Genomic DNA, 16,588 nt, shown 5'->3' on the forward strand with positions numbered 1-16,588 from the left:
GAACCCGGAATCTCGAGGTTCCACAATGCGCAACTGCGCATTAGGGTTCGCCGCTTCGCGACGCCCCGGAACGACGGTGCAGCGATCACGCGCCCGGCAAATCGAGGATGCGCTTGGCGACGATGCCGAGCATCACCTCCGAGGTGCCGCCCTCGATCGAATTGGCCTTGGTGCGCAGCCAGGCGCGCGGGCGGGCGCCGCCTTTGGAGCTGTCGCTCTCCCATTCCAGCGCGTCGATGCCGCCGGCCGACATCAGGATCTCATAGCGGCGCTTGTTGAGCTCGGTGCCGTAATATTTCATCGCCGAGGAGAACGCCGGATGCGATTGCCCGGCCTTGGCAAGATCGACCGCGCGCTCGGCGGCGGCAGCGAGCGCGGCCTCGTCGACCTCGAAGCTCGCGATCTGGCTGCGCAGCTGCGCGTCATCGAGCTTGCCCTGCGCGTCCGCACCGACCGAGTCGGCGGCGATCTGGCCGAGCGGACGACCGACGCCGCGCTCGCCCATGCCGGAGATCATCGCGCGCTCGTGCTGCAGCAGATATTTCGCGACATCCCAGCCGCGATTGACTGATCCGACGACATGCGACTTCGGCACGCGAACATTGTCAAAGAAGGTTTCGCAGAACGGCGAATAGCCCGAGATCAGGAGAATCGGCTTGGTCGACACGCCCTTCGAGGTCATGTCGAACAGGATGAAGCTGATGCCGTCATGCTTCTTCGCCGCCGGATCGGTGCGCACCAGGCAGAAGATCCAGTCGGCGTAGTTGGCGTAGGACGTCCAGATCTTCTGGCCGTTGATGATGTAATCGTCGCCGTCGCCGACCGCGCGGGTCTGCAGCGAGGCGAGGTCGGAGCCGGCATTCGGCTCGGAATAGCCCTGGCACCAGCGGATCAGGCCCGCGGTGATCTTCGGCAGATGCTCCTTCTTCTGCTCCTCGGTGCCGTATTTCAGCAGCGCCGGTCCCAGCATGGAGATGCCGAACGAGGTCAGCGGCTGACGCGCGCCGATCGCAGCCATCTCCTGGCGCACGATCTTGGCCTCCTCGCCGTCGAGGCCTCCGCCGCCATATTCCTTCGGCCAATGCGGCACGGTCCAGCCCTTGTCGCGCATCCGCTCGAACCAGACGCGCTGCGCCTCGGACGAGAATTTCGTGTTGCGGCCACCCCAGAAGGTGTCGCCATCCGAGGTCATCGGTTTGCGCATCTCCGCCGGGCAATTCTGCTCCAGCCAGGCGCGGGTCTCCGCGCGGAATTTCTCGAGGTCGGCCATGGTGCGTTTCCAGTCAAAAAATCGTCGAATTGGATTCGACCTTAGACCTACGCAGCCGCCGAATTCAATATGCCTCGCGGCCGCGCCATGCTCTGGCGTCGCTACTCACTGCGCGCGATCGGGTGTATCGCCGAGATGGGGTAACGCTTGAAAAACAAGAGGAAACGGACATGCGGCTGAAGCTGCTTTCGCCTAGCGAAATGAACGCCGCCCAGAAAGAAACCTACGACGAGTCGATCGCCGGCAAGCGCGGCGCGCCACCGGCGCCGATGATGGCCTGGCTGAACAGCCCGGAGATGGCACGGCATGCGACGCGGCTCGGCGAGGTGCTGCGCTTCGACACGATCTTTCCCCCAAAGCTGTCGGAGATCGCGATCCTCGTCACCGCGCGGCACTGGACCGCGCATTACGAATGGTATGCCCACAAGCGCCTGGCGCTGAAGGGCGGCCTCGACCCGAAGATCATCGAGGACATTCGCGTGCGCCGGACGCCGACGTTCGACGATCCCAAGGCCAGGGTGATCTACGACGTCGCCAAGGCGCTGCACGAAGGTCACGGCCTGCCGAAGGCACTGTATGACGAGGCGGTCGAGGTGCTGAGCCAGCGCGGCCTGGTCGAGGTGATCGGCCTCTGCGGCTACTACACCATGGTGTCGATGACGCTGAACACGTTCGAGTTCCAGCTGCCCGGCGGCGAGCTGTCGGAGCTCTGCTAGACGCCGGCGGACCGTGGCGCCTTTCGAAAACCTTGCGTTTCCGGATCGAACGCTCCGGCGTCGGCAAATCCGGACTATATCAGGCGGCGAAACCTCGCCCCTGATGGCAGGGGCATTGACGTCAACGGGGTCCGCTCATGCCAGAGAATCCCCCCATCATCGCGGGCACCCGGATCGGGCATGTTCACCTCAAGGTGGCCGATCTCGAGCGCGCGCTCGGCTTCTATTGCGGCGTGCTCGGCTTCGAGCTGCAGCAGCGCCTGGGCGCGGACGCGGCCTTCATCTCGGCCGGCGGCTATCACCACCACATCGGCCTCAACACCTGGGAGAGCAAGGGCGGCCATCCGCCGCCGCCGGGCACCACGGGCCTGTTCCACACCGCCATCCTCTATCCCACCCGCCCGGCGCTCGCCGATGCGCTGCACCGGGTGCTGTCGGCCGGCATCCAGCTCGACGGCGCCAGCGACCACGGCGTCAGCCAGGCGCTGTACCTGCGCGATCCCGACGAGAACGGCGTCGAGCTCTATTGGGACCGCCCCGAGACCGAATGGCCGCGCAGCGCGGACGGCAAGCTCGCGATGTTCACGCGACGGCTGGACCTGGACGACCTGCTGAAGCAGCGCGCGACGTAATTCCGCAAGGCGATAATTTCGTAGCCCGGATGAAGCGCAGCGAAATCCGGGGTTCGCTCCATGAGGTAATACTGCTCCCGGATTACGCTTCGCTCCATCCGGGCTACGAATGCTTTCCCCTTCCCCCTGAAAGGGGGAAGGTCGGGATGGGGGTTAGCCGCGGGCTCTGCTGCAAGTGGAGAGAGCAGATCCCCACCCGCTTTGGTCTGCGAGCAAAGCGACCTCCCCTTTCCAAGGGGAGGTGAAGAGGTAGCTCGGATGGAGCCAACGGGTCGCGCGAACGCGCGCCCGATGACAGGCTCCGCGAAATCCGGGGTTGGCGCCGTGGGGTGATACTGTTCCCGGATTGCGCTTCGCTCATCCGGGCTACGAGTTCAGGAACGGGTGCGCGAGCCAGCCGGCCGCATAAAGCCCAATCCCAAACACCGTGTGCGTCACGAGGCTCTGCAGCCGCGCCGCCCATGGATGGGGCGTACGGCTCGCGGCAATGCCGGCGCCCATCGCGGGCTGCATCACCAGGAACGGCGCGGCCACGCTGCCGATCCCGACCATCAGAGCCGGAGCGATGGTGGGCTGCCGCGCCCAATCGAGGCCGAAGATCGCAAGCAGCACGCCGGCAAAGCCGATCCCGATCAGATAATGCGCGGTCCATCCGATGACCCGTTCGCCCACGACCTGTGGTGACGCGGCGATGCGGTCGTGGCGCAGGCGAGCGGATACGAGATGGCCGAGCCAGCGACCGACCAGGGCATAGTCCAGCGACGGGATGCCAAGCAGGCGCTTTCGAACCATCCCCCAGATGTCCATCACGACGGTCGCACCGATCCCGGTCAGCACCGCGCTCGCCACAAATTCCGCGGCTTCAACCATGCGCGGCCTCCGCCGGCGCTCGTGCCGCGACCATCCAGCAGGCGGCGGTGAAGCGAATCTCGGTCCCGTGGATGTAGCGATCGAACGCACCGCGCACGGTCTCGATCACTCGCGTGCGGCGCGGCTCCTCCATCGCCTGCAGCATCGTCCCGACCGGGCCGAGCCAGCTCACATAGCAGGCCAGCTGTGATGCCGGAAAGCCGAGGGCGACATCGACCGGTTCGATCGCGATCGCGTCCCAGCCGCTATCCTCCAGGATAGTTTCGACCCGCTTCCGGTCGGCAAAGCCGAACTGCCCCGGCGCATCGGGACGCCGCGGCGGAAGATCCGGCAGCAACGGCTTCGCTGCCTGTTCCGCCGTCGTCATGAACGGGTTCTCGGCGGCGCCGCGCCAGGCGATGAAGCGGATCGCAGCATCCGGCCGGGCCGCGCGGCGCAGATTGGCGAAAGCCTGCACCGGATCGGCAAAGAACATCACGCCGAGGCGCGAGATGATCATGTCGAAGCTCGCGGGCGCGAACGGATAGGTCTGCGCGTCGGCGCAGATGAAGCTGACCGGCCGCCCCTCCCGCTCCGCGCGGGCGCGCGCCGCCGCGATCATCGGCTCGGAAATGTCGATGCCGGTGCAATGCCCTTGACGGCCGAGCACGCGGGCCACAGCGAAAGTCGTGGCGCCCGTGCCGCAACCGATATCGAGCACCCGGCTTGCCGCGGCATCGGACACCGCCTGAAGGAGCAGCTCTTCAAGCGGCCTGAACATCCCTTCCAGCACCTCGCGCGTCTCGACCCAGGCGCGGCCGGCGGCGCCGTTCCAGAGTTTGACCTGCTCGTCGTCGACTTGCGCTGCGACACCCATGATTCTCGTCCTTGTTGATGCTTGCCTTACGCAACCGATAGGGCTGGATACTGCCAGTTCAAGTGAACTTGAGGTCAAGGGCCATGCGGGACATCGATATCGCGGAGGTGGCGGAGCTATCGGGCGTGCGCGCCTCGACCTTGCGCTTCTACGAGGAGAAAGGTCTGATCGCCTCGCATGGCCGGCGCGGGCTGCGCCGCCTGTTCGATCCGGCCGTGCTCGACCGGCTGGCGCTGATCGCGCTCGGGCGCGCCTCCGGCTTCTCGCTCGACGAGATCGCAAGGATGTTCGCGCCCGATGGAAGACCACGCATCGACCGGAAAATGCTTTCTGCCAAGGCCGACGAGCTCGACCGCACCATCCGCAGGCTCAACGCGATGCGCGACGGCCTGCGCCACGCCGCCGTCTGCCCGGCTCCGAGCCACATGGAATGCCCGACCTTCCGCCGCCTGCTGCGGGTCGCGGCGGCCGGCAAGATCGGCGAGAAGAAGGCGCGGAAGTCACGCCGCAAGTCGTAGAACGTAGCCCGGATGAGGGAAGCGACATCCGGGGACAGGTCTTTATTCCCCTTCCCCCTGAAAGGGGGAAGGTCGGGATGGGGGTCAGCCGCAGGCGATGCTGCTCATGGAGAGAGCTGATCCCCACCCGCTTTGCTCTGTGAGCAAAGCGACCTCCCCTTTTCAAGGGGAGGTGGAAAGCTACTTCCCTTTCGCCATGATCGTCGCCGCCGCGATCAGCTCCAGGCCAATGCAGCCGTAGAACGGCAGCGAATAGCTGCCCGAGAGATCGCGCAGCAGCCCGACCACGCCGGGGCCGAAGGCGTAGGTGATCTGGTTGATCGCGGTGATCAGGCTGACCAGCACGCCGAACGCACGCGGATCGAACTCGCGCTGCACGATCAGCGCCGGCAGCGTGATCAGATTGCCGACCGAGAAGCCGAACAGCGCGCAGGCGGCGATCTGCGCCACGTCATTGTGCACATTGATGATGACGGCGAGCGCGACCGCCTGGCTGATAAAAGACAGCGCCGATGCCAGCCGCTGGTTGAGCCGGTCGATCACGAAGGAGAACGAGACGCGCCCGACCACGGCCATCGCGGTCAAGAGCGCCATCGCCACCGTCGCGCGCTCGCGGCCGATTACCTGATCGAGATAGGCGATCAGATGCACGATGAAGCCGACCTGGGCGAACAGCACCAGCGCGAAGGCAATCGAGACCGAGAGGAAGCGGATGTCGCGCAGCGCCCGGCTGCGCACCTGGGTCGCTGACGGCGCGTCGGCAGCGGCGGCCGTGACCGCGTGCAGATGCACCGGCGGTTGCCCGACGAAGATCAGGATGACAGGCACCATCACCACGATCAGCAGCCCCGCGGCCGCGATCATCGCGCCGGAGAAGCCGAACGTGCCGATCCCCGCCACCAGCAGCGGCACGCCGACGATGCCGCCGAAGCTCGCGCCGTTCAGCGCCAGGCTGATCGCCATGCCGCGTTTCTTGTCGAACCACAGGCCGAGCGTGTTGGTGATGATGCCGAGGCTGGTGCCGGCCCAGCCGAACGCCAGCAGCGCATCGGCGAGATAGAGCTGCCAGGGCTCGCGCACCTCGCCGATCGCAACCGCTGCGATCGCCATCCCAAAGGTGCCGGCGATCAGGCAGCTGCGCGCGCCGAACGCCTTGATCGCCTCGCTGACGAAGGCGACCAGCGCGGCGCCGAACAAATAGAAGAAGGTCGTGCCCGACGAGATCAGCGATGCCGGCCAACCGTGCAGCCGCTGCAGCTCGGCGACATAGACGCTCTGGCCGTAGAAGCCCAGTCCCCAGCCGAAGGTCGCGAGCAGGAAGCAGACGACGACGATGCGCCAGCCTTCGTAGCCAAGCGAGGATTCATCAGGCAGCGTGGCTGAGGATGCGTCCATTTCTTGCTTTTGCTTCTCACATCGTCATGGCCGGACCAACCCGATCCCATGATGTGAACAGCGTTGCAAGCGGATCATTTCGAAGCCGATCGAAGTGTCAGCAATTGGCAGCAGCATGGTCCGGAAAAGTGCGAAGCGGTTTTCCGAACAGACCATGGTCAAACGACAAGCTTTAGATGCTGGGATCCGGGATTTCTTCCACCGCGCGCAATTTCGCGCGTCGCTTGGCGAATGAAGCGAACGAAAGCACGGCAAGGCCGAGCAGCACAGGCGGGAACACCACCCAGTTGACGGCATTCCAGCCGTAATGCGCGAGCAGCTGGCCCGACGAGAACGAGCCGATCGCCATCATGCCGAACACGAGGAAATCGTTGAACGCCTGCACCTTGTTGCGCTCCTGCGGCCGGTGCGTTTCCAGCACCAGCGCGGAAGCGCCAACGAACGCAAAATTCCAGCCGATCCCGAGCACGAACAGCGTCGCCCAGAAGTGCGGCGCAGTGACGCCTGACAGTCCGATCATCGCGGCGACCGCCTCGAGCGCCAGCCCGAGCGCGACGATCACGGGCGCGCCGAACCGCGCGATCAAGGAGCCCGTGAAGAAGCTCGGGCCGTACATCGCCACGATGTGCCACTGGATGCCGAAATTGGAATCGCTGACCGACAGCCCGCACATCTTCATGGCGAGCGGCGCCGAGGTCATCACCAGATTCATCATCGGATAGGCGATCACGCCGCACAGCGCCGCGGCGATGAAGCGCGGCTGCTTTGCGATCTCGAGCAGCGGGCGGCCGCCATGCAGGTCCGCCGCCGCAGGCTTCGGCGCGTCGACGCCCGAGAGCACCGCCATCGCCACCAGCGCGACCAGCGCCTGCATCACGAAGGAGAACGCGAACAGATAGGGCGGCCAGATGTCCATGGTCCATTGCACGAGCTGCGGCCCGAGCACGCCGGCGAACACGCCGCCGGCCATCACCCAGGACACCGCCTTGGGCCGGAACGCGACACTGGCGCCATCGGCCGCGGCAAAGCGGTAGGACTGCGCGACGGCGCCGTAGAGCCCGCCGAGGAAGGTCGCGCCGCAGAACAGCCAGAACGATGAATGCAGGATCGCCCAGGCGCCGAGCGCGCCGGTGAGCGTGCCGCAGAAGGTGCCGATGATGAAGGCGACGCGCCTGCCATAGGCGCGCGAGATCGCGCCGGTCGGCAGCGTGCCGGCGGCAAGCCCGAGCACATACATCGAGAGCGGCACCGTCGCGAGCGAGACGTCGGGTGCCAGCGTCGCGCCGACGATCGAGCCGGTGGCGAAGATCACCGCCGAATTGGCGCCGGTCAGCGCCTGCGCCGCCGCAAGCCGCCACACATTGCTGCGCGCCCGCGCGTCGTCGCTCGCCTCATCCGCAGCCGTCACGTCAATCATCGGTGGTCCCGCCCCGAAGCCCCGGCGGGAGCCCCCAATCGGGCGCACTATGGAGAGCGGGTCGAGGCCGATCAACCGGCGCAAACGGACGTACGCCATGCAGGAGGCGCACGAGGGGATCGCTTGCTCTCACAGAGTGACGTCACAGCAGCCCGGCACTTCTATCAGTACCGTCATCCTGAGGAGCGCGTAGCGCGTCTCGAAGGATGCACGGCCAACAGCCGGACCGTCGACCCTTCGAGACGGCCGCTCTGCGGCCTCCTCAGGGTGACGGTGAGAGAGCTGTCGCTCGATGATCGATCGCCTACCGCGCCGGCTTCTTGCCCATCCGCTTCTCGGCGCGCAACGCGCCGGTCTTGTGCACCTTGGAGCGCGGCCCGACGAGGTGCGGCTTGTGAACGTGCCATTCAAGCGCAAGCGTCGCGGCGAAACCAAAAAAGCTCGAACGGCTCATGCCGAGTCCGGCGGCATGCTTGTCGATCCGTGCGATGAGGCTCTTCGGCAAATAGACGTTGACGCGCTCGGACGGGTCGGGCGGATCGACGCCGACCATGAAGAAGGCGGCGACGTCCGAGCCCTTCGGCGCCACGATGCGCTCGATCGGGGTCGGCTCCGGCAATGGCTTGCCCTGCTCGACCCAGCCGTCGACGGTTTGCGCCAGCGTCTGCTCGGCGCGCTCGATCGCGTCTTCCTGCGATCGTCCCGCGGCGACGCAGCCGGGAAAGTCCGGGAACCACGCCCCGAACGCGCCGCGCGGCCCGCGCTCCAGCACGGCCGGATAAAGCCGTCTCTTCATTCTGGCCTCCGTCGCCGCAGTATGCTATTTCACACACCTCGGTGTGTCAAATCACACAACACGCGACATCGTGGGAGCGCGCGGCAATGGACCCGCAAGCCGAACTCCGCATCGTCCGCGCGGCCTATGCCAAGCAGATCCTGGCCGCCGCCAACACCATCAATCCGCGGCTGACGGAGGCCTTCGCCGCCATTCGCCGCGAGGACTTCGTCGGCCCGGGACCATGGATGATGCTGCGCTGGTGGAGCCGCGACTATGCGCCGACGCCCGATGCCGACCCGATCTATCTCTACACCAACGATCTCGTCGCCTTGCGACCCGAGCGACGTCTCAACAACGGCCAGCCGTCGCTGCATGCCTATCTCATGCACCAGGCCGCACCCACCGCCGGCGAGCACGTGGTGCATATCGGTACGGGCACGGGGTACTACACCGCGATCCTCGCGCATCTGGTCGGACCGTCCGGCCGCGTGACCGGCATCGAATACGATCCGGACCTTGCGGCAGACGCTCGCGCCAATCTCGCCGCTTACGCAAATGTCGAGATCATCCAGGGCGACGGCACACAGGTTGCGTTCGAGTCCGCCGACGTGATCTATGTCAACGCCGGCTGCACCCGGCCTGCCACGCGATGGCTCGACGGGCTCGCCGCCGGCGGCCGCCTGATCCTGCCGCTGACTTCGGATGAGGGATTCAAGGGCGGCGCGCCGGATCAGGTGGCGCGATCCGGCGCCGTGTTCCGGATCCGGCGCGAGGAGGCAGCGTACCAGGCGGACTGGATATCACCGGTCGCGATCATTCCCTGCGACGGCGGCCGGGACGAGACGTCCGAAAAAACGCTCGCCGAAGCCTTCGCCCGCGGCGGCTGGCAGAAAGTGACGCGGCTCTATCGCGACGCCGGGATCCCCGATGAACGTTGCTGGCTGCGTGGGCCAGGCTGGTGCCTGGCTTACGATTGAGCGCGGCTACTTGCGGGCAAAGACCAAAATCATGTTGTTGGCCGGCATCTCGAAGCTGCCGGCGAGCTTGAGCCCGACGCGCTCCGCAAGCGTCTCGAGATCGGCGATATCGCGCACCCCCCACTCGGCGTCGCGCTCGCGCAGCGACGTGTCGAACACGGCATTGCTGAGCGCGGTGTGCTTGCCGCCGCGCTTGAACGGGCCGTAGAGCAACAGCCGGCCGTCGGCGCGCAGGTGCCGCGCGGCGCCGGCGAACAGGCCCTCGGCCACGCGCCACGGCGCGATGTGGATCACATTGGCGCAGAAGATCGCGAGCAGTTTGTCCGGACCTTTGCCGTCCGGCGGCGCCGGCGACCAAGCCGGGTCGGACAGATCGATCGGCTGCGGCGGCCGGATGTTCGGAAGGGCGGCATGCGCGCGCCAGGCCTCGATGCTGCGCAGGTGCGCCGCATGGAGGTCGCTCGGCCACCAAGTGATGTCGGGCGTCTGACCGGCGAAATAGACGACATGCTGGCCGGTGCCGCTGCCGGCTTCCAGCACGTCGCCGGATTGGCCGGCGAGATGATCTTTCAGAACTGCCCAGATCGGCTTATGGTTGCGATGGAACGCGGGCGCATCGAGCCGCCCGTCCGCCTCGACCGGCCGGCCGTCCTTGCCAAACTCCGCCACGAATTCCGCCACCGCGCTTCTCCCTACGCCTCAGCCACATCTCAACCGCACAAACATGACAGGCGGAAGGCGCAGGACATGCGCTCCAGTGCCGGACTGCCCCTGTGGCATTAACCCCGTCGCAACGCGCCTATTCTCCGTGTTGCCAGCCGATGGCCTTTGTGCTTTCCACGCTTTATATTGCGATGGGATCATCGAGATTGAAGCCCGGGAAACGTCCTTGATCGCCACTTTCTCCAAGCCAGCCTTCGTCCTGGCGCTGCTGGCGGGCACCGCCATGGCCGCGCCCGCCAAGGCCCAATCCGCCGCCGAGGGACAAAAGCTCGCCTTCGACCGCGGCAAGGGCAATTGCCTGACCTGCCACGTCATCAAGGGCGGCGACCTGCCCGGCACGATCGGCCCCGAGCTGAGCGGCCTGAAGGCCAAATACAGCCGTGACGAGCTGATCGCGATCGTGACCGACGAAACCAGGCGCAATCCGCAGACGGTGATGCCGCCGTTCGGCCGAAACCGGATTTTGAGCGAGAAGGAAATCGACGCGGTGGTGGACTTCCTGCAGACGCTGTGACGCCGCGACCGTCGCTTGAGGAGATTTTTTTCGATGAACATCACGACCAGCGAATTTTTCAAAGCGCGCCGCATGGTGCTGAAGGGCGCCGGCGTCGCCGCGCTGATCGGCCTCGGGGTCATTCCGTTCGACGTGCCGCAGGCGCTCGCCGCCGCCAACGACAAATATCCCGAAGACGCATTCAAGCAGAAGAACGAGGCCGACGCGATCAAGGCGCTCTATGGCAAGACCGCCGAGCCGTCGGACAAGATCAAGATGGATGCGCCGGAGATCGCCGAGAACGGCGCGGTGGTGCCGATCTCCGCCACCACGACGCTGGCCGACGTCACCTCGATCTCGTTTCTGGTGAGCGAGAATCCGATCTCGCTGGTCGCCTCATACAGGATTCCGGCCGGCACGCTGCCGACCGTCTCCAACCGCATCAAGATGGCGAAGACCAGCAACGTCACCGCGATCGTCGAGGCCGGCGGCAAGCTCTACAGCGCCAAAAAGGAAATCAAGGTCACCGTCGGCGGCTGCGGCGGCTGAGTACGCATGATCCGGAAAAGTGGGAACCGGTTTTCCGACAAGAACATGCGCAAACAATAGGGATAATCAGATGGCATCGAGCATTCGCGTGCGCGCCACGTCAAACGGCGACACCACCGAGGTGCAGGCTCTGATCCAGCATCCGATGGATTCCGGCTTCGTCAAGGACGCCAAGGGCGAGATCATTCCGCCGCATTTCATCCAGCAGCTCACCTTCGAATATGACGGCAAGCCGGTGTTCGTCGCCGACTGGGGCGGCGGCGTCTCCAAGGATCCCTATGTCAAGTTCGCCTTCAAGGGCGGCAAGAAGGGCGACGATCTGAAGGTCAGCTGGGTCGACAACAAGGGCGCGACCGACACCGCCACGGCGAAGATTCAATGACGCGGCGCCTCGCAATCCGTGCTCTAGAGCGTTTTCGAGCGAAGTGGGCGCCGGTTCGCGTGAAGAAAACGCGTCAAAACAAAAATCTAATTGCCACGTTCGCGCTCGGCGTGCTGGCGCTCGCGCCGGTCGCGCGGGCGGCCGACACCGTCGATCCCGCCGCCGACAAGGCCGCTTTCCAGAAATTCTTCACCAGCAAATTCCCCAAGCTGAAGCTCGAGGATTTCGTCAACGGTCCCTATTCGATGAATGAGGACCTGCACAGGCAGTGGGAGGAGAAGGAGCAGTTTCCGCCCTACGAGTTCTCGCTCGAAGCCGGCAAGGAGATGTTCGCGACGCCGTTCAAGAACGGCAAGACCTACGCCGACTGCTTCCCGAACAAGGGCATCGGTATCCGCCAGAACTATCCCTATTTCGACGAGAAGGAAGGCAAGGTCGTCACGCTCGAGCTCGCGCTCAACCGCTGCCGCGAAGCTAATGGCGAGGCGCCGTTCTCCTATCTGAAGGACGACATGGCGGCGCTCACCGCCTACATGGCCTTCACCTCGCGCGGCAACCCGATGGACATCAAGATCCCGAACGATCCGCGCGCGCTCGAGGCCTATCAGAAGGGCAAGGAGTATTTCTACACCCGCCGCGGCCAGCTCAATTTCTCCTGCGCCACCTGCCACATCCAGAGCCCGGGCGAGCGGATCCGCGCCGAGGTGCTGGCGCCGGCGCTCGGCATCCTGAACGCGATGCCGATCTACCGCTCGGAATGGAGCGGCATGGGCACGACCAGCCGCCGCTTCACCACCTGCAACAGCCAGATCCGCGGCGTGCCGCTCAATCCGCAGGACGACGAGTACCGCAACCTCGAATACTATCTGTCCTATGTCAGCAACGGGCTGCCGATTTCGGGTCCGGGAGCACGGCCATGAGCGCGGCCATCAAAACTGTCCTCGCAGCATCAGCCCTGCTGATCGCAGCGGCGACCTGTGCCCTCGCCGCCTCCGAAGCCGACTACAAGGCCGCCTACGCCGCCGCCGAAGCCGCCAACAAGGAAGCAGGCAACCTGCGCAACCAGTGGACCACCACCGCCTCGACACTATCTGCCGCAAAAAAGGCCGGTGAGGCTGGTGATTTCGACACCGCAGTCGCCAGGGCCAAGGAGGCCGAGGCGCTGGCAAAGGCCTCGATCTTCCAGGCCACCAGCGAAAAGGAACGCTGGAAGGACATGGAAGTTCGTTAAGAGCGCGCAGGCCAGGGGCCGCGCGGAGAGAATGATGATCATCCGCCGCCGGGAATTCCTGAAAGCTGCGGCCGCCGCAACGCTGACGGCCGGCCTGCCCCGCCTTGCGCGCAGCGCCGATACCGCCAGCGTCTACGACCTCGAGCGGTTCGGCAACGCCCGCATCCTGCACATGACCGACACGCATGCGCAGCTGAAGCCGGTGTTCTTCCGCGAGCCCGGCGTCAATCTCGGCGTCGGCGCGATGGCCGGCCAGCCGCCGCACCTCGTCGGCAAGGCGTTCCTCGACCGCTTCGGCATCCGGCCCGACAGCGCCGACGCCTACGCCTTCACCTGCGTCGAATTCGAGAAGGCCGCCGGCCGTTTCGGCCGGCTCGGCGGCTTCGCCCACCTGAAGACACTGGTCGACAAGCTGCGCGCCGATGTCGGCGAAAAGCGTTCGATCCTGCTCGACGGCGGCGACCTCTGGCAGGGCTCGGCGCTCGCCAACGCCATGAACGGCGCCGACATGGTGGAGGCCGCCAATCTGCTCGGCATCGAGGCGATGACCGGGCACTGGGAATTCACCTATGGCGAGCAGGTGCTGCGCGACAACCTCTCCCGCTTCAAGGGCGAGTTCCTGGCGCAGAACGTGTTCCTGACCGAGGAAGCCGCGTTCAACGACGCCAAGGCGTTCGACCCGGCTTCGGGACGGGTGTTCAAGCCGTCCTTCATCAAGGAGATCGGCGGCCATCGCGTTGCGATCATCGGCCAGGCCTTCCCCTACGTGCCGATCGCGCATCCGAAGCGCTTCACGCCGGACTGGAAGTTCGGCATCCGCGACGAGGAGCTGCAGAAGCTCGTCGACGGCCATCGCAACAACGACAAGGTCGAGGCGGTGATCCTGCTGTCGCATAACGGCATGGATGTCGACCTCAAGCTCGCCAGCCGCGTCACCGGCATCGACGTCATCCTCGGCGGGCACACCCACGACGCGATCCCGATCCCGATCACGGTGACCAATGCCGGCGGCGTCACGCTGGTGACCAATGCCGGCTCCAACGGCAAATTCATCGGCGTGCTCGATCTCGACCTTGCCAAGGGCAAGGTCGCCAATGTCCGCTACCGGCTGCTGCCGGTGTTCGCCGAACTGCTGAAGCCCGATCCTGCGATGCAGACGCTGATCGACAAGATGCGCGATCCGCATGCCGACGAATGGAACAACAAGCTGGCCTCGGCCGACCGGCTGCTCTACCGCCGCGGCAATTTCTCCGGCACCGTCGACCAGTTGATCTGCGATGCGCTGCTGAACGAGCTCGACGCCGAGATCGCGCTGTCGCCGGGCTTCCGCTGGGGCATCACCACGCTCGCCGGCCAGCCGCTGACCATGGAAGACGTGCTGTCGGAAACCGCGATCACCTATCCGGAGACCTACGTCGCCAAGATGACGGGTAGCCAGATCAAGGATGTGCTGGAAGACGTTTGCGACAATCTGTTCAACGTCGATCCCTATTATCAGCAGGGCGGCGACATGGTCCGCGTCGGCGGCCTCGCCTACACCTGCACGCCGGCCGAGACTGTCGGCAAGCGCATTTCCGAGTTGAAGCTTGGCAACGGCAAGCGTCTCGAAGCCGGCAAGCACTACAAGGTCGCAGGCTGGGCCTCGGTCAACCAGCAGAGCGGCGCGCCGATCTGGGATGTCGTCGCCAGGCACCTGCGCTCCGGCCGGCCGCCGAACCGCGACGAACCCGGCGTGACGCTGAAAGGCGTCGAGGACAACCCGGGCATCGCGAGGCACGGATGACGCGCCGCGCGCTGATCGCGGCATTCGGCCTTGCTGCGCTCGCGCTGGCGACGCCGCTCGCGCGTGCCCAGCAGGCGCCGTTGCAGGACAAGCCGTTCGCCGAGCACAAGGTCGTGCTGCAGCTCTCCGACAACGATCCGAGGAAGCAAGGCCTCGTCATCAGCGTCGCCAACAATCTGATGAAGCACTACGACCCCGACAAGGTCGCGGTCGAGATCGTCGCCTTCGGCCCGGGCATCGACCTGCTCAAGCCCGACAACCCGAACCGCAAGCTGGTCGAGAGCCTGGTCGCGCAGGGCGCGCGGGTCGACATCTGCCTCAACACCGTCGACACGATCGAACGCGACAGCGGCAAGCGGCCGGACTACATCGCCGTCGCCACCCCCGTGCAGGTCGGCGTCGCGCAGATCTTGCTGCTCACCGAGAACGGATACACGCTGGTCCGGCCGTAACGGCCCCGTCGTCATTGCGAGCCAACGGGTCGCGCGAACGCGCGCCCGCAGGAGCAGGCTGGAGTTACGTGCGGCCGTAACTTCGTCTCTTCCACGACCTCGATGCATATCCCGTCATCCTGAGGCGCGAGCGGAGCGAGCCTCGAAGGATGCACGGCCCAGATGCCTTGTCCCATTCGCGGAAAGACCCGGGCCGTCCACCCTTCGAGACGCGCGCAAGAGCGCGCTCCTCAGGGTGACGGGATCCGGCTGGGGTGGGGATGGATTTGCTTTGAACGGACCCTATCTATGGAATAATATCCTCCATGTGACTCGGCCCGGAGAATAGGTAAGCCGTCATGATCTTTCGCCAGCTCTTCGACAGCGTATCCGGAACCTACAGCTATCTGCTCGCGAGCCGCGCCGGCGGCGAGGCACTGATCCTCGATCCGGTGCTGGAGAAGGCCGATCGCTACTGCAAGCTGCTCCAGGAACTTGACCTCAGGCTGGTCAAGGCCGTCGATACGCACCTGCACGCCGATCATGTCACCGGCCTCGGCGAGCTGCGCGACCGCACCCAGTGCATCACCATCATGGGCGAGCAGAGCAAGGCCGACGTGGTGTCGATGCGCGTCTCCGACGGCGACAAGGTGACGATCGAGGGCCTTTGCCTCGAGGCGCTGTACACGCCCGGCCACACCGACGATTCCTACAGCTATCTGATGGGCGACCGCGTCTTCACCGGCGACACGCTGCTGATCCGCGGCACCGGCCGCACCGACTTCCAGAACGGCAGCGCGCGGGCGCAGTACGATTCGATCTTCAACCGGCTGCTGAAGCTGCCGGAGGAGACCATGGTGTTCCCCGCGCATGATTACAAGGGCGACACCGTCTCCACCATCGGCGAGGAGAAGCGCTACAATCCGCGGCTGCAGGTCAAATCGATCGACGACTATGTCGAGCTGATGAACAACCTCAATTTGCCGAACCCGAAGCTGATGGACGTCGTGGTGCCCGCCAACATGCATGTCGGCCTGCACCAGGACGAACTCGCCAAGGAAGGCCTCTCCCTCAGCGCGCGCGACGCCATCGCGAGTCTCGGCCGCCCCGATATCCTTCTGGTCGATTTGCGCGAGAGCGGCGAGCGGGCCAAGCACGGCACGCTCGCGGGCGCGCTGCACGCGCCCTATCCGGGGATTTGCGCCACCCTGCAGCCCGGCGGCATGCTGCGCGAGGTCGCCGCCGCAACCGGCCGCCGCGTCGTGTTCTTCTGCGCCTTCGGCGAGCGCTCGGCGATGGCGGTGGCCGCCGCGAAGAAGGCGGGACTGGCCAACACCGCGCATATCGATGGCGGCATCGATGCGTGGAAGAAGGCCGGCGGGCCGGTGGTGATGGGATAGTCTCATAACCCTTTAGCCCGCTCGCAAATATCTCACCGTCTGAGGTGCGAGCGAAGCGAGCCTCGAAGGGCGACGGCCACACTCCTTCCGCGAACTCCTGGAAGTATCCGGGCCGTGCATCCTTCGAGACGCGGCTTCGCCGCTCCTCAGGATGACGGGTTTGGAAG

General features: G+C 65.5%; 19 protein-coding genes. 12 read left to right on the forward strand and 7 right to left on the reverse strand.

Annotated features, from left to right (window positions below):
* Positions 1-85: 85 nt before the first annotated feature.
* The gene (locus ACVMB1_RS31385) at positions 86-1,270 is read right to left on the reverse strand and encodes an acyl-CoA dehydrogenase family protein (RefSeq protein ID WP_076834903.1); all 1,185 of its coding nucleotides are present in this window, start codon (positions 1,268-1,270) and stop codon (positions 86-88) included.
* 170 nt (positions 1,271-1,440) lie between these two features.
* Here ACVMB1_RS31385 and ACVMB1_RS31390 point away from each other — a divergent pair, with 170 nt between their 5' ends.
* Both ACVMB1_RS31390 and ACVMB1_RS31395 read left to right on the forward strand, forming a co-directional pair.
* Positions 1,441-1,986: a carboxymuconolactone decarboxylase family protein gene (locus ACVMB1_RS31390; RefSeq protein WP_038385649.1), complete on the forward strand. Its 546-nt coding sequence runs from the start codon at positions 1,441-1,443 to the stop codon at positions 1,984-1,986.
* 137 nt (positions 1,987-2,123) lie between these two features.
* Complete coding sequence (locus tag ACVMB1_RS31395; protein WP_076834902.1) at positions 2,124-2,618, forward strand: VOC family protein; 495 nt, start codon at positions 2,124-2,126, stop codon at positions 2,616-2,618.
* Between the two features lie 366 nt (positions 2,619-2,984).
* Here the strand turns inward: ACVMB1_RS31395 and ACVMB1_RS31400 are convergent, their stop codons facing one another.
* Both ACVMB1_RS31400 and ACVMB1_RS31405 read right to left on the reverse strand, forming a co-directional pair.
* The gene (locus tag ACVMB1_RS31400; protein ID WP_076834901.1) at positions 2,985-3,488 is read right to left on the reverse strand and encodes a DUF2938 domain-containing protein; all 504 of its coding nucleotides are present in this window, start codon (positions 3,486-3,488) and stop codon (positions 2,985-2,987) included.
* Positions 3,481-4,344, reverse strand: a complete 864-nt coding sequence (locus tag ACVMB1_RS31405) for a class I SAM-dependent methyltransferase (RefSeq protein ID WP_076834900.1) — start codon at positions 4,342-4,344, stop codon at positions 3,481-3,483. The genes ACVMB1_RS31400 and ACVMB1_RS31405 overlap by 8 nt, the downstream gene beginning before the upstream one ends.
* A gap of 83 nt (positions 4,345-4,427) precedes the next feature.
* On the opposite strand from ACVMB1_RS31405, the gene ACVMB1_RS31410 reads away from it, so the two are divergent.
* Positions 4,428-4,862 carry a helix-turn-helix domain-containing protein gene (locus ACVMB1_RS31410; RefSeq protein ID WP_057019001.1) on the forward strand — a complete coding sequence of 145 codons (435 nt, stop codon included), beginning with the start codon at positions 4,428-4,430 and terminating at the stop codon, positions 4,860-4,862.
* A 180-nt stretch (positions 4,863-5,042) separates the two neighbouring features.
* Here the strand turns inward: ACVMB1_RS31410 and ACVMB1_RS31415 are convergent, their stop codons facing one another.
* The 3 genes from ACVMB1_RS31415 to ACVMB1_RS31425 form a co-directional block, all read right to left on the reverse strand.
* A complete protein-coding gene (locus ACVMB1_RS31415) occupies positions 5,043-6,257 on the reverse strand; it encodes an MFS transporter (protein ID WP_076834899.1) in 1,215 nt (404 codons plus the stop codon).
* Between the two features lie 172 nt (positions 6,258-6,429).
* Positions 6,430-7,674 (reverse strand): MFS transporter, encoded by a 1,245-nt coding sequence (locus tag ACVMB1_RS31420; RefSeq protein WP_076834898.1) that lies wholly within the window; start codon positions 7,672-7,674, stop codon positions 6,430-6,432.
* Between the two features lie 304 nt (positions 7,675-7,978).
* A complete protein-coding gene (locus ACVMB1_RS31425; protein WP_076834897.1) occupies positions 7,979-8,470 on the reverse strand; it encodes a type II toxin-antitoxin system HicB family antitoxin in 492 nt (163 codons plus the stop codon).
* An 86-nt stretch (positions 8,471-8,556) separates the two neighbouring features.
* Here ACVMB1_RS31425 and ACVMB1_RS31430 point away from each other — a divergent pair, with 86 nt between their 5' ends.
* Positions 8,557-9,429: a protein-L-isoaspartate O-methyltransferase family protein gene (locus tag ACVMB1_RS31430; RefSeq protein WP_076834896.1), complete on the forward strand. Its 873-nt coding sequence runs from the start codon at positions 8,557-8,559 to the stop codon at positions 9,427-9,429.
* A 6-nt stretch (positions 9,430-9,435) separates the two neighbouring features.
* Here ACVMB1_RS31430 and ACVMB1_RS31435 read toward each other — a convergent pair whose 3' ends face one another.
* Complete coding sequence (locus tag ACVMB1_RS31435; protein WP_076834895.1) at positions 9,436-10,110, reverse strand: DUF938 domain-containing protein; 675 nt, start codon at positions 10,108-10,110, stop codon at positions 9,436-9,438.
* Between the two features lie 265 nt (positions 10,111-10,375).
* Here ACVMB1_RS31435 and soxX point away from each other — a divergent pair, with 265 nt between their 5' ends.
* The 8 genes from soxX (at position 10,376) to ACVMB1_RS31475 (ending at position 16,421) form a co-directional block, all read left to right on the forward strand.
* A complete protein-coding gene (gene soxX / locus ACVMB1_RS31440; RefSeq protein ID WP_076834955.1) occupies positions 10,376-10,666 on the forward strand; it encodes a sulfur oxidation c-type cytochrome SoxX in 291 nt (96 codons plus the stop codon).
* 33 nt (positions 10,667-10,699) lie between these two features.
* Positions 10,700-11,194, forward strand: coding sequence for a thiosulfate oxidation carrier protein SoxY (gene soxY / locus ACVMB1_RS31445; RefSeq protein WP_057021237.1), 495 nt, complete (start codon positions 10,700-10,702; stop codon positions 11,192-11,194).
* 70 nt (positions 11,195-11,264) lie between these two features.
* A complete protein-coding gene (soxZ, locus tag ACVMB1_RS31450) occupies positions 11,265-11,576 on the forward strand; it encodes a thiosulfate oxidation carrier complex protein SoxZ (protein WP_057021236.1) in 312 nt (103 codons plus the stop codon).
* Positions 11,573-12,496, forward strand: coding sequence for a sulfur oxidation c-type cytochrome SoxA (soxA, locus tag ACVMB1_RS31455; protein WP_371852194.1), 924 nt, complete (start codon positions 11,573-11,575; stop codon positions 12,494-12,496). Before soxZ ends, soxA begins: the two co-directional genes overlap by 4 nt.
* Positions 12,493-12,807 (forward strand): hypothetical protein, encoded by a 315-nt coding sequence (locus tag ACVMB1_RS31460; protein WP_083715237.1) that lies wholly within the window; start codon positions 12,493-12,495, stop codon positions 12,805-12,807. Before soxA ends, ACVMB1_RS31460 begins: the two co-directional genes overlap by 4 nt.
* Positions 12,808-12,841: 34 nt before the next feature.
* Positions 12,842-14,590, forward strand: coding sequence for a thiosulfohydrolase SoxB (gene soxB, locus ACVMB1_RS31465; RefSeq protein ID WP_076834894.1), 1,749 nt, complete (start codon positions 12,842-12,844; stop codon positions 14,588-14,590).
* Positions 14,587-15,042, forward strand: a complete 456-nt coding sequence (locus ACVMB1_RS31470) for a DsrE family protein (protein ID WP_076834893.1) — start codon at positions 14,587-14,589, stop codon at positions 15,040-15,042. Before soxB ends, ACVMB1_RS31470 begins: the two co-directional genes overlap by 4 nt.
* 338 nt (positions 15,043-15,380) lie before the next feature.
* Positions 15,381-16,421: an MBL fold metallo-hydrolase gene (locus tag ACVMB1_RS31475; protein ID WP_076834892.1), complete on the forward strand. Its 1,041-nt coding sequence runs from the start codon at positions 15,381-15,383 to the stop codon at positions 16,419-16,421.
* Positions 16,422-16,588: the final 167 nt, after the last annotated feature.

The organism is Bradyrhizobium sp. USDA 4504 (assembly GCF_054063995.1).

Coding starts and splice junctions, on each gene's coding strand:
- ACVMB1_RS31470 (WP_076834893.1), top strand. CDS start 14,587: ATGACGCGCCGCGCGCTGATCGCGGCATTCGGCCTTGCTGCGCTCGCG.
- ACVMB1_RS31400 (WP_076834901.1), bottom strand. CDS start 3,488: ATGGTTGAAGCCGCGGAATTTGTGGCGAGCGCGGTGCTGACCGGGATC.
- soxX (WP_076834955.1), top strand. CDS start 10,376: ATGGCCGCGCCCGCCAAGGCCCAATCCGCCGCCGAGGGACAAAAGCTC.
- soxY (WP_057021237.1), top strand. CDS start 10,700: ATGAACATCACGACCAGCGAATTTTTCAAAGCGCGCCGCATGGTGCTG.
- ACVMB1_RS31405 (WP_076834900.1), bottom strand. CDS start 4,344: ATGGGTGTCGCAGCGCAAGTCGACGACGAGCAGGTCAAACTCTGGAAC.
- ACVMB1_RS31475 (WP_076834892.1), top strand. CDS start 15,381: ATGATCTTTCGCCAGCTCTTCGACAGCGTATCCGGAACCTACAGCTAT.
- soxA (WP_371852194.1), top strand. CDS start 11,573: ATGACGCGGCGCCTCGCAATCCGTGCTCTAGAGCGTTTTCGAGCGAAG.
- ACVMB1_RS31390 (WP_038385649.1), top strand. CDS start 1,441: ATGCGGCTGAAGCTGCTTTCGCCTAGCGAAATGAACGCCGCCCAGAAA.
- ACVMB1_RS31460 (WP_083715237.1), top strand. CDS start 12,493: ATGAGCGCGGCCATCAAAACTGTCCTCGCAGCATCAGCCCTGCTGATC.
- soxZ (WP_057021236.1), top strand. CDS start 11,265: ATGGCATCGAGCATTCGCGTGCGCGCCACGTCAAACGGCGACACCACC.
- ACVMB1_RS31420 (WP_076834898.1), bottom strand. CDS start 7,674: ATGATTGACGTGACGGCTGCGGATGAGGCGAGCGACGACGCGCGGGCG.
- ACVMB1_RS31430 (WP_076834896.1), top strand. CDS start 8,557: ATGGACCCGCAAGCCGAACTCCGCATCGTCCGCGCGGCCTATGCCAAG.
- ACVMB1_RS31425 (WP_076834897.1), bottom strand. CDS start 8,470: ATGAAGAGACGGCTTTATCCGGCCGTGCTGGAGCGCGGGCCGCGCGGC.
- ACVMB1_RS31415 (WP_076834899.1), bottom strand. CDS start 6,257: ATGGACGCATCCTCAGCCACGCTGCCTGATGAATCCTCGCTTGGCTAC.
- ACVMB1_RS31410 (WP_057019001.1), top strand. CDS start 4,428: ATGCGGGACATCGATATCGCGGAGGTGGCGGAGCTATCGGGCGTGCGC.
- ACVMB1_RS31395 (WP_076834902.1), top strand. CDS start 2,124: ATGCCAGAGAATCCCCCCATCATCGCGGGCACCCGGATCGGGCATGTT.
- soxB (WP_076834894.1), top strand. CDS start 12,842: ATGATCATCCGCCGCCGGGAATTCCTGAAAGCTGCGGCCGCCGCAACG.
- ACVMB1_RS31385 (WP_076834903.1), bottom strand. CDS start 1,270: ATGGCCGACCTCGAGAAATTCCGCGCGGAGACCCGCGCCTGGCTGGAG.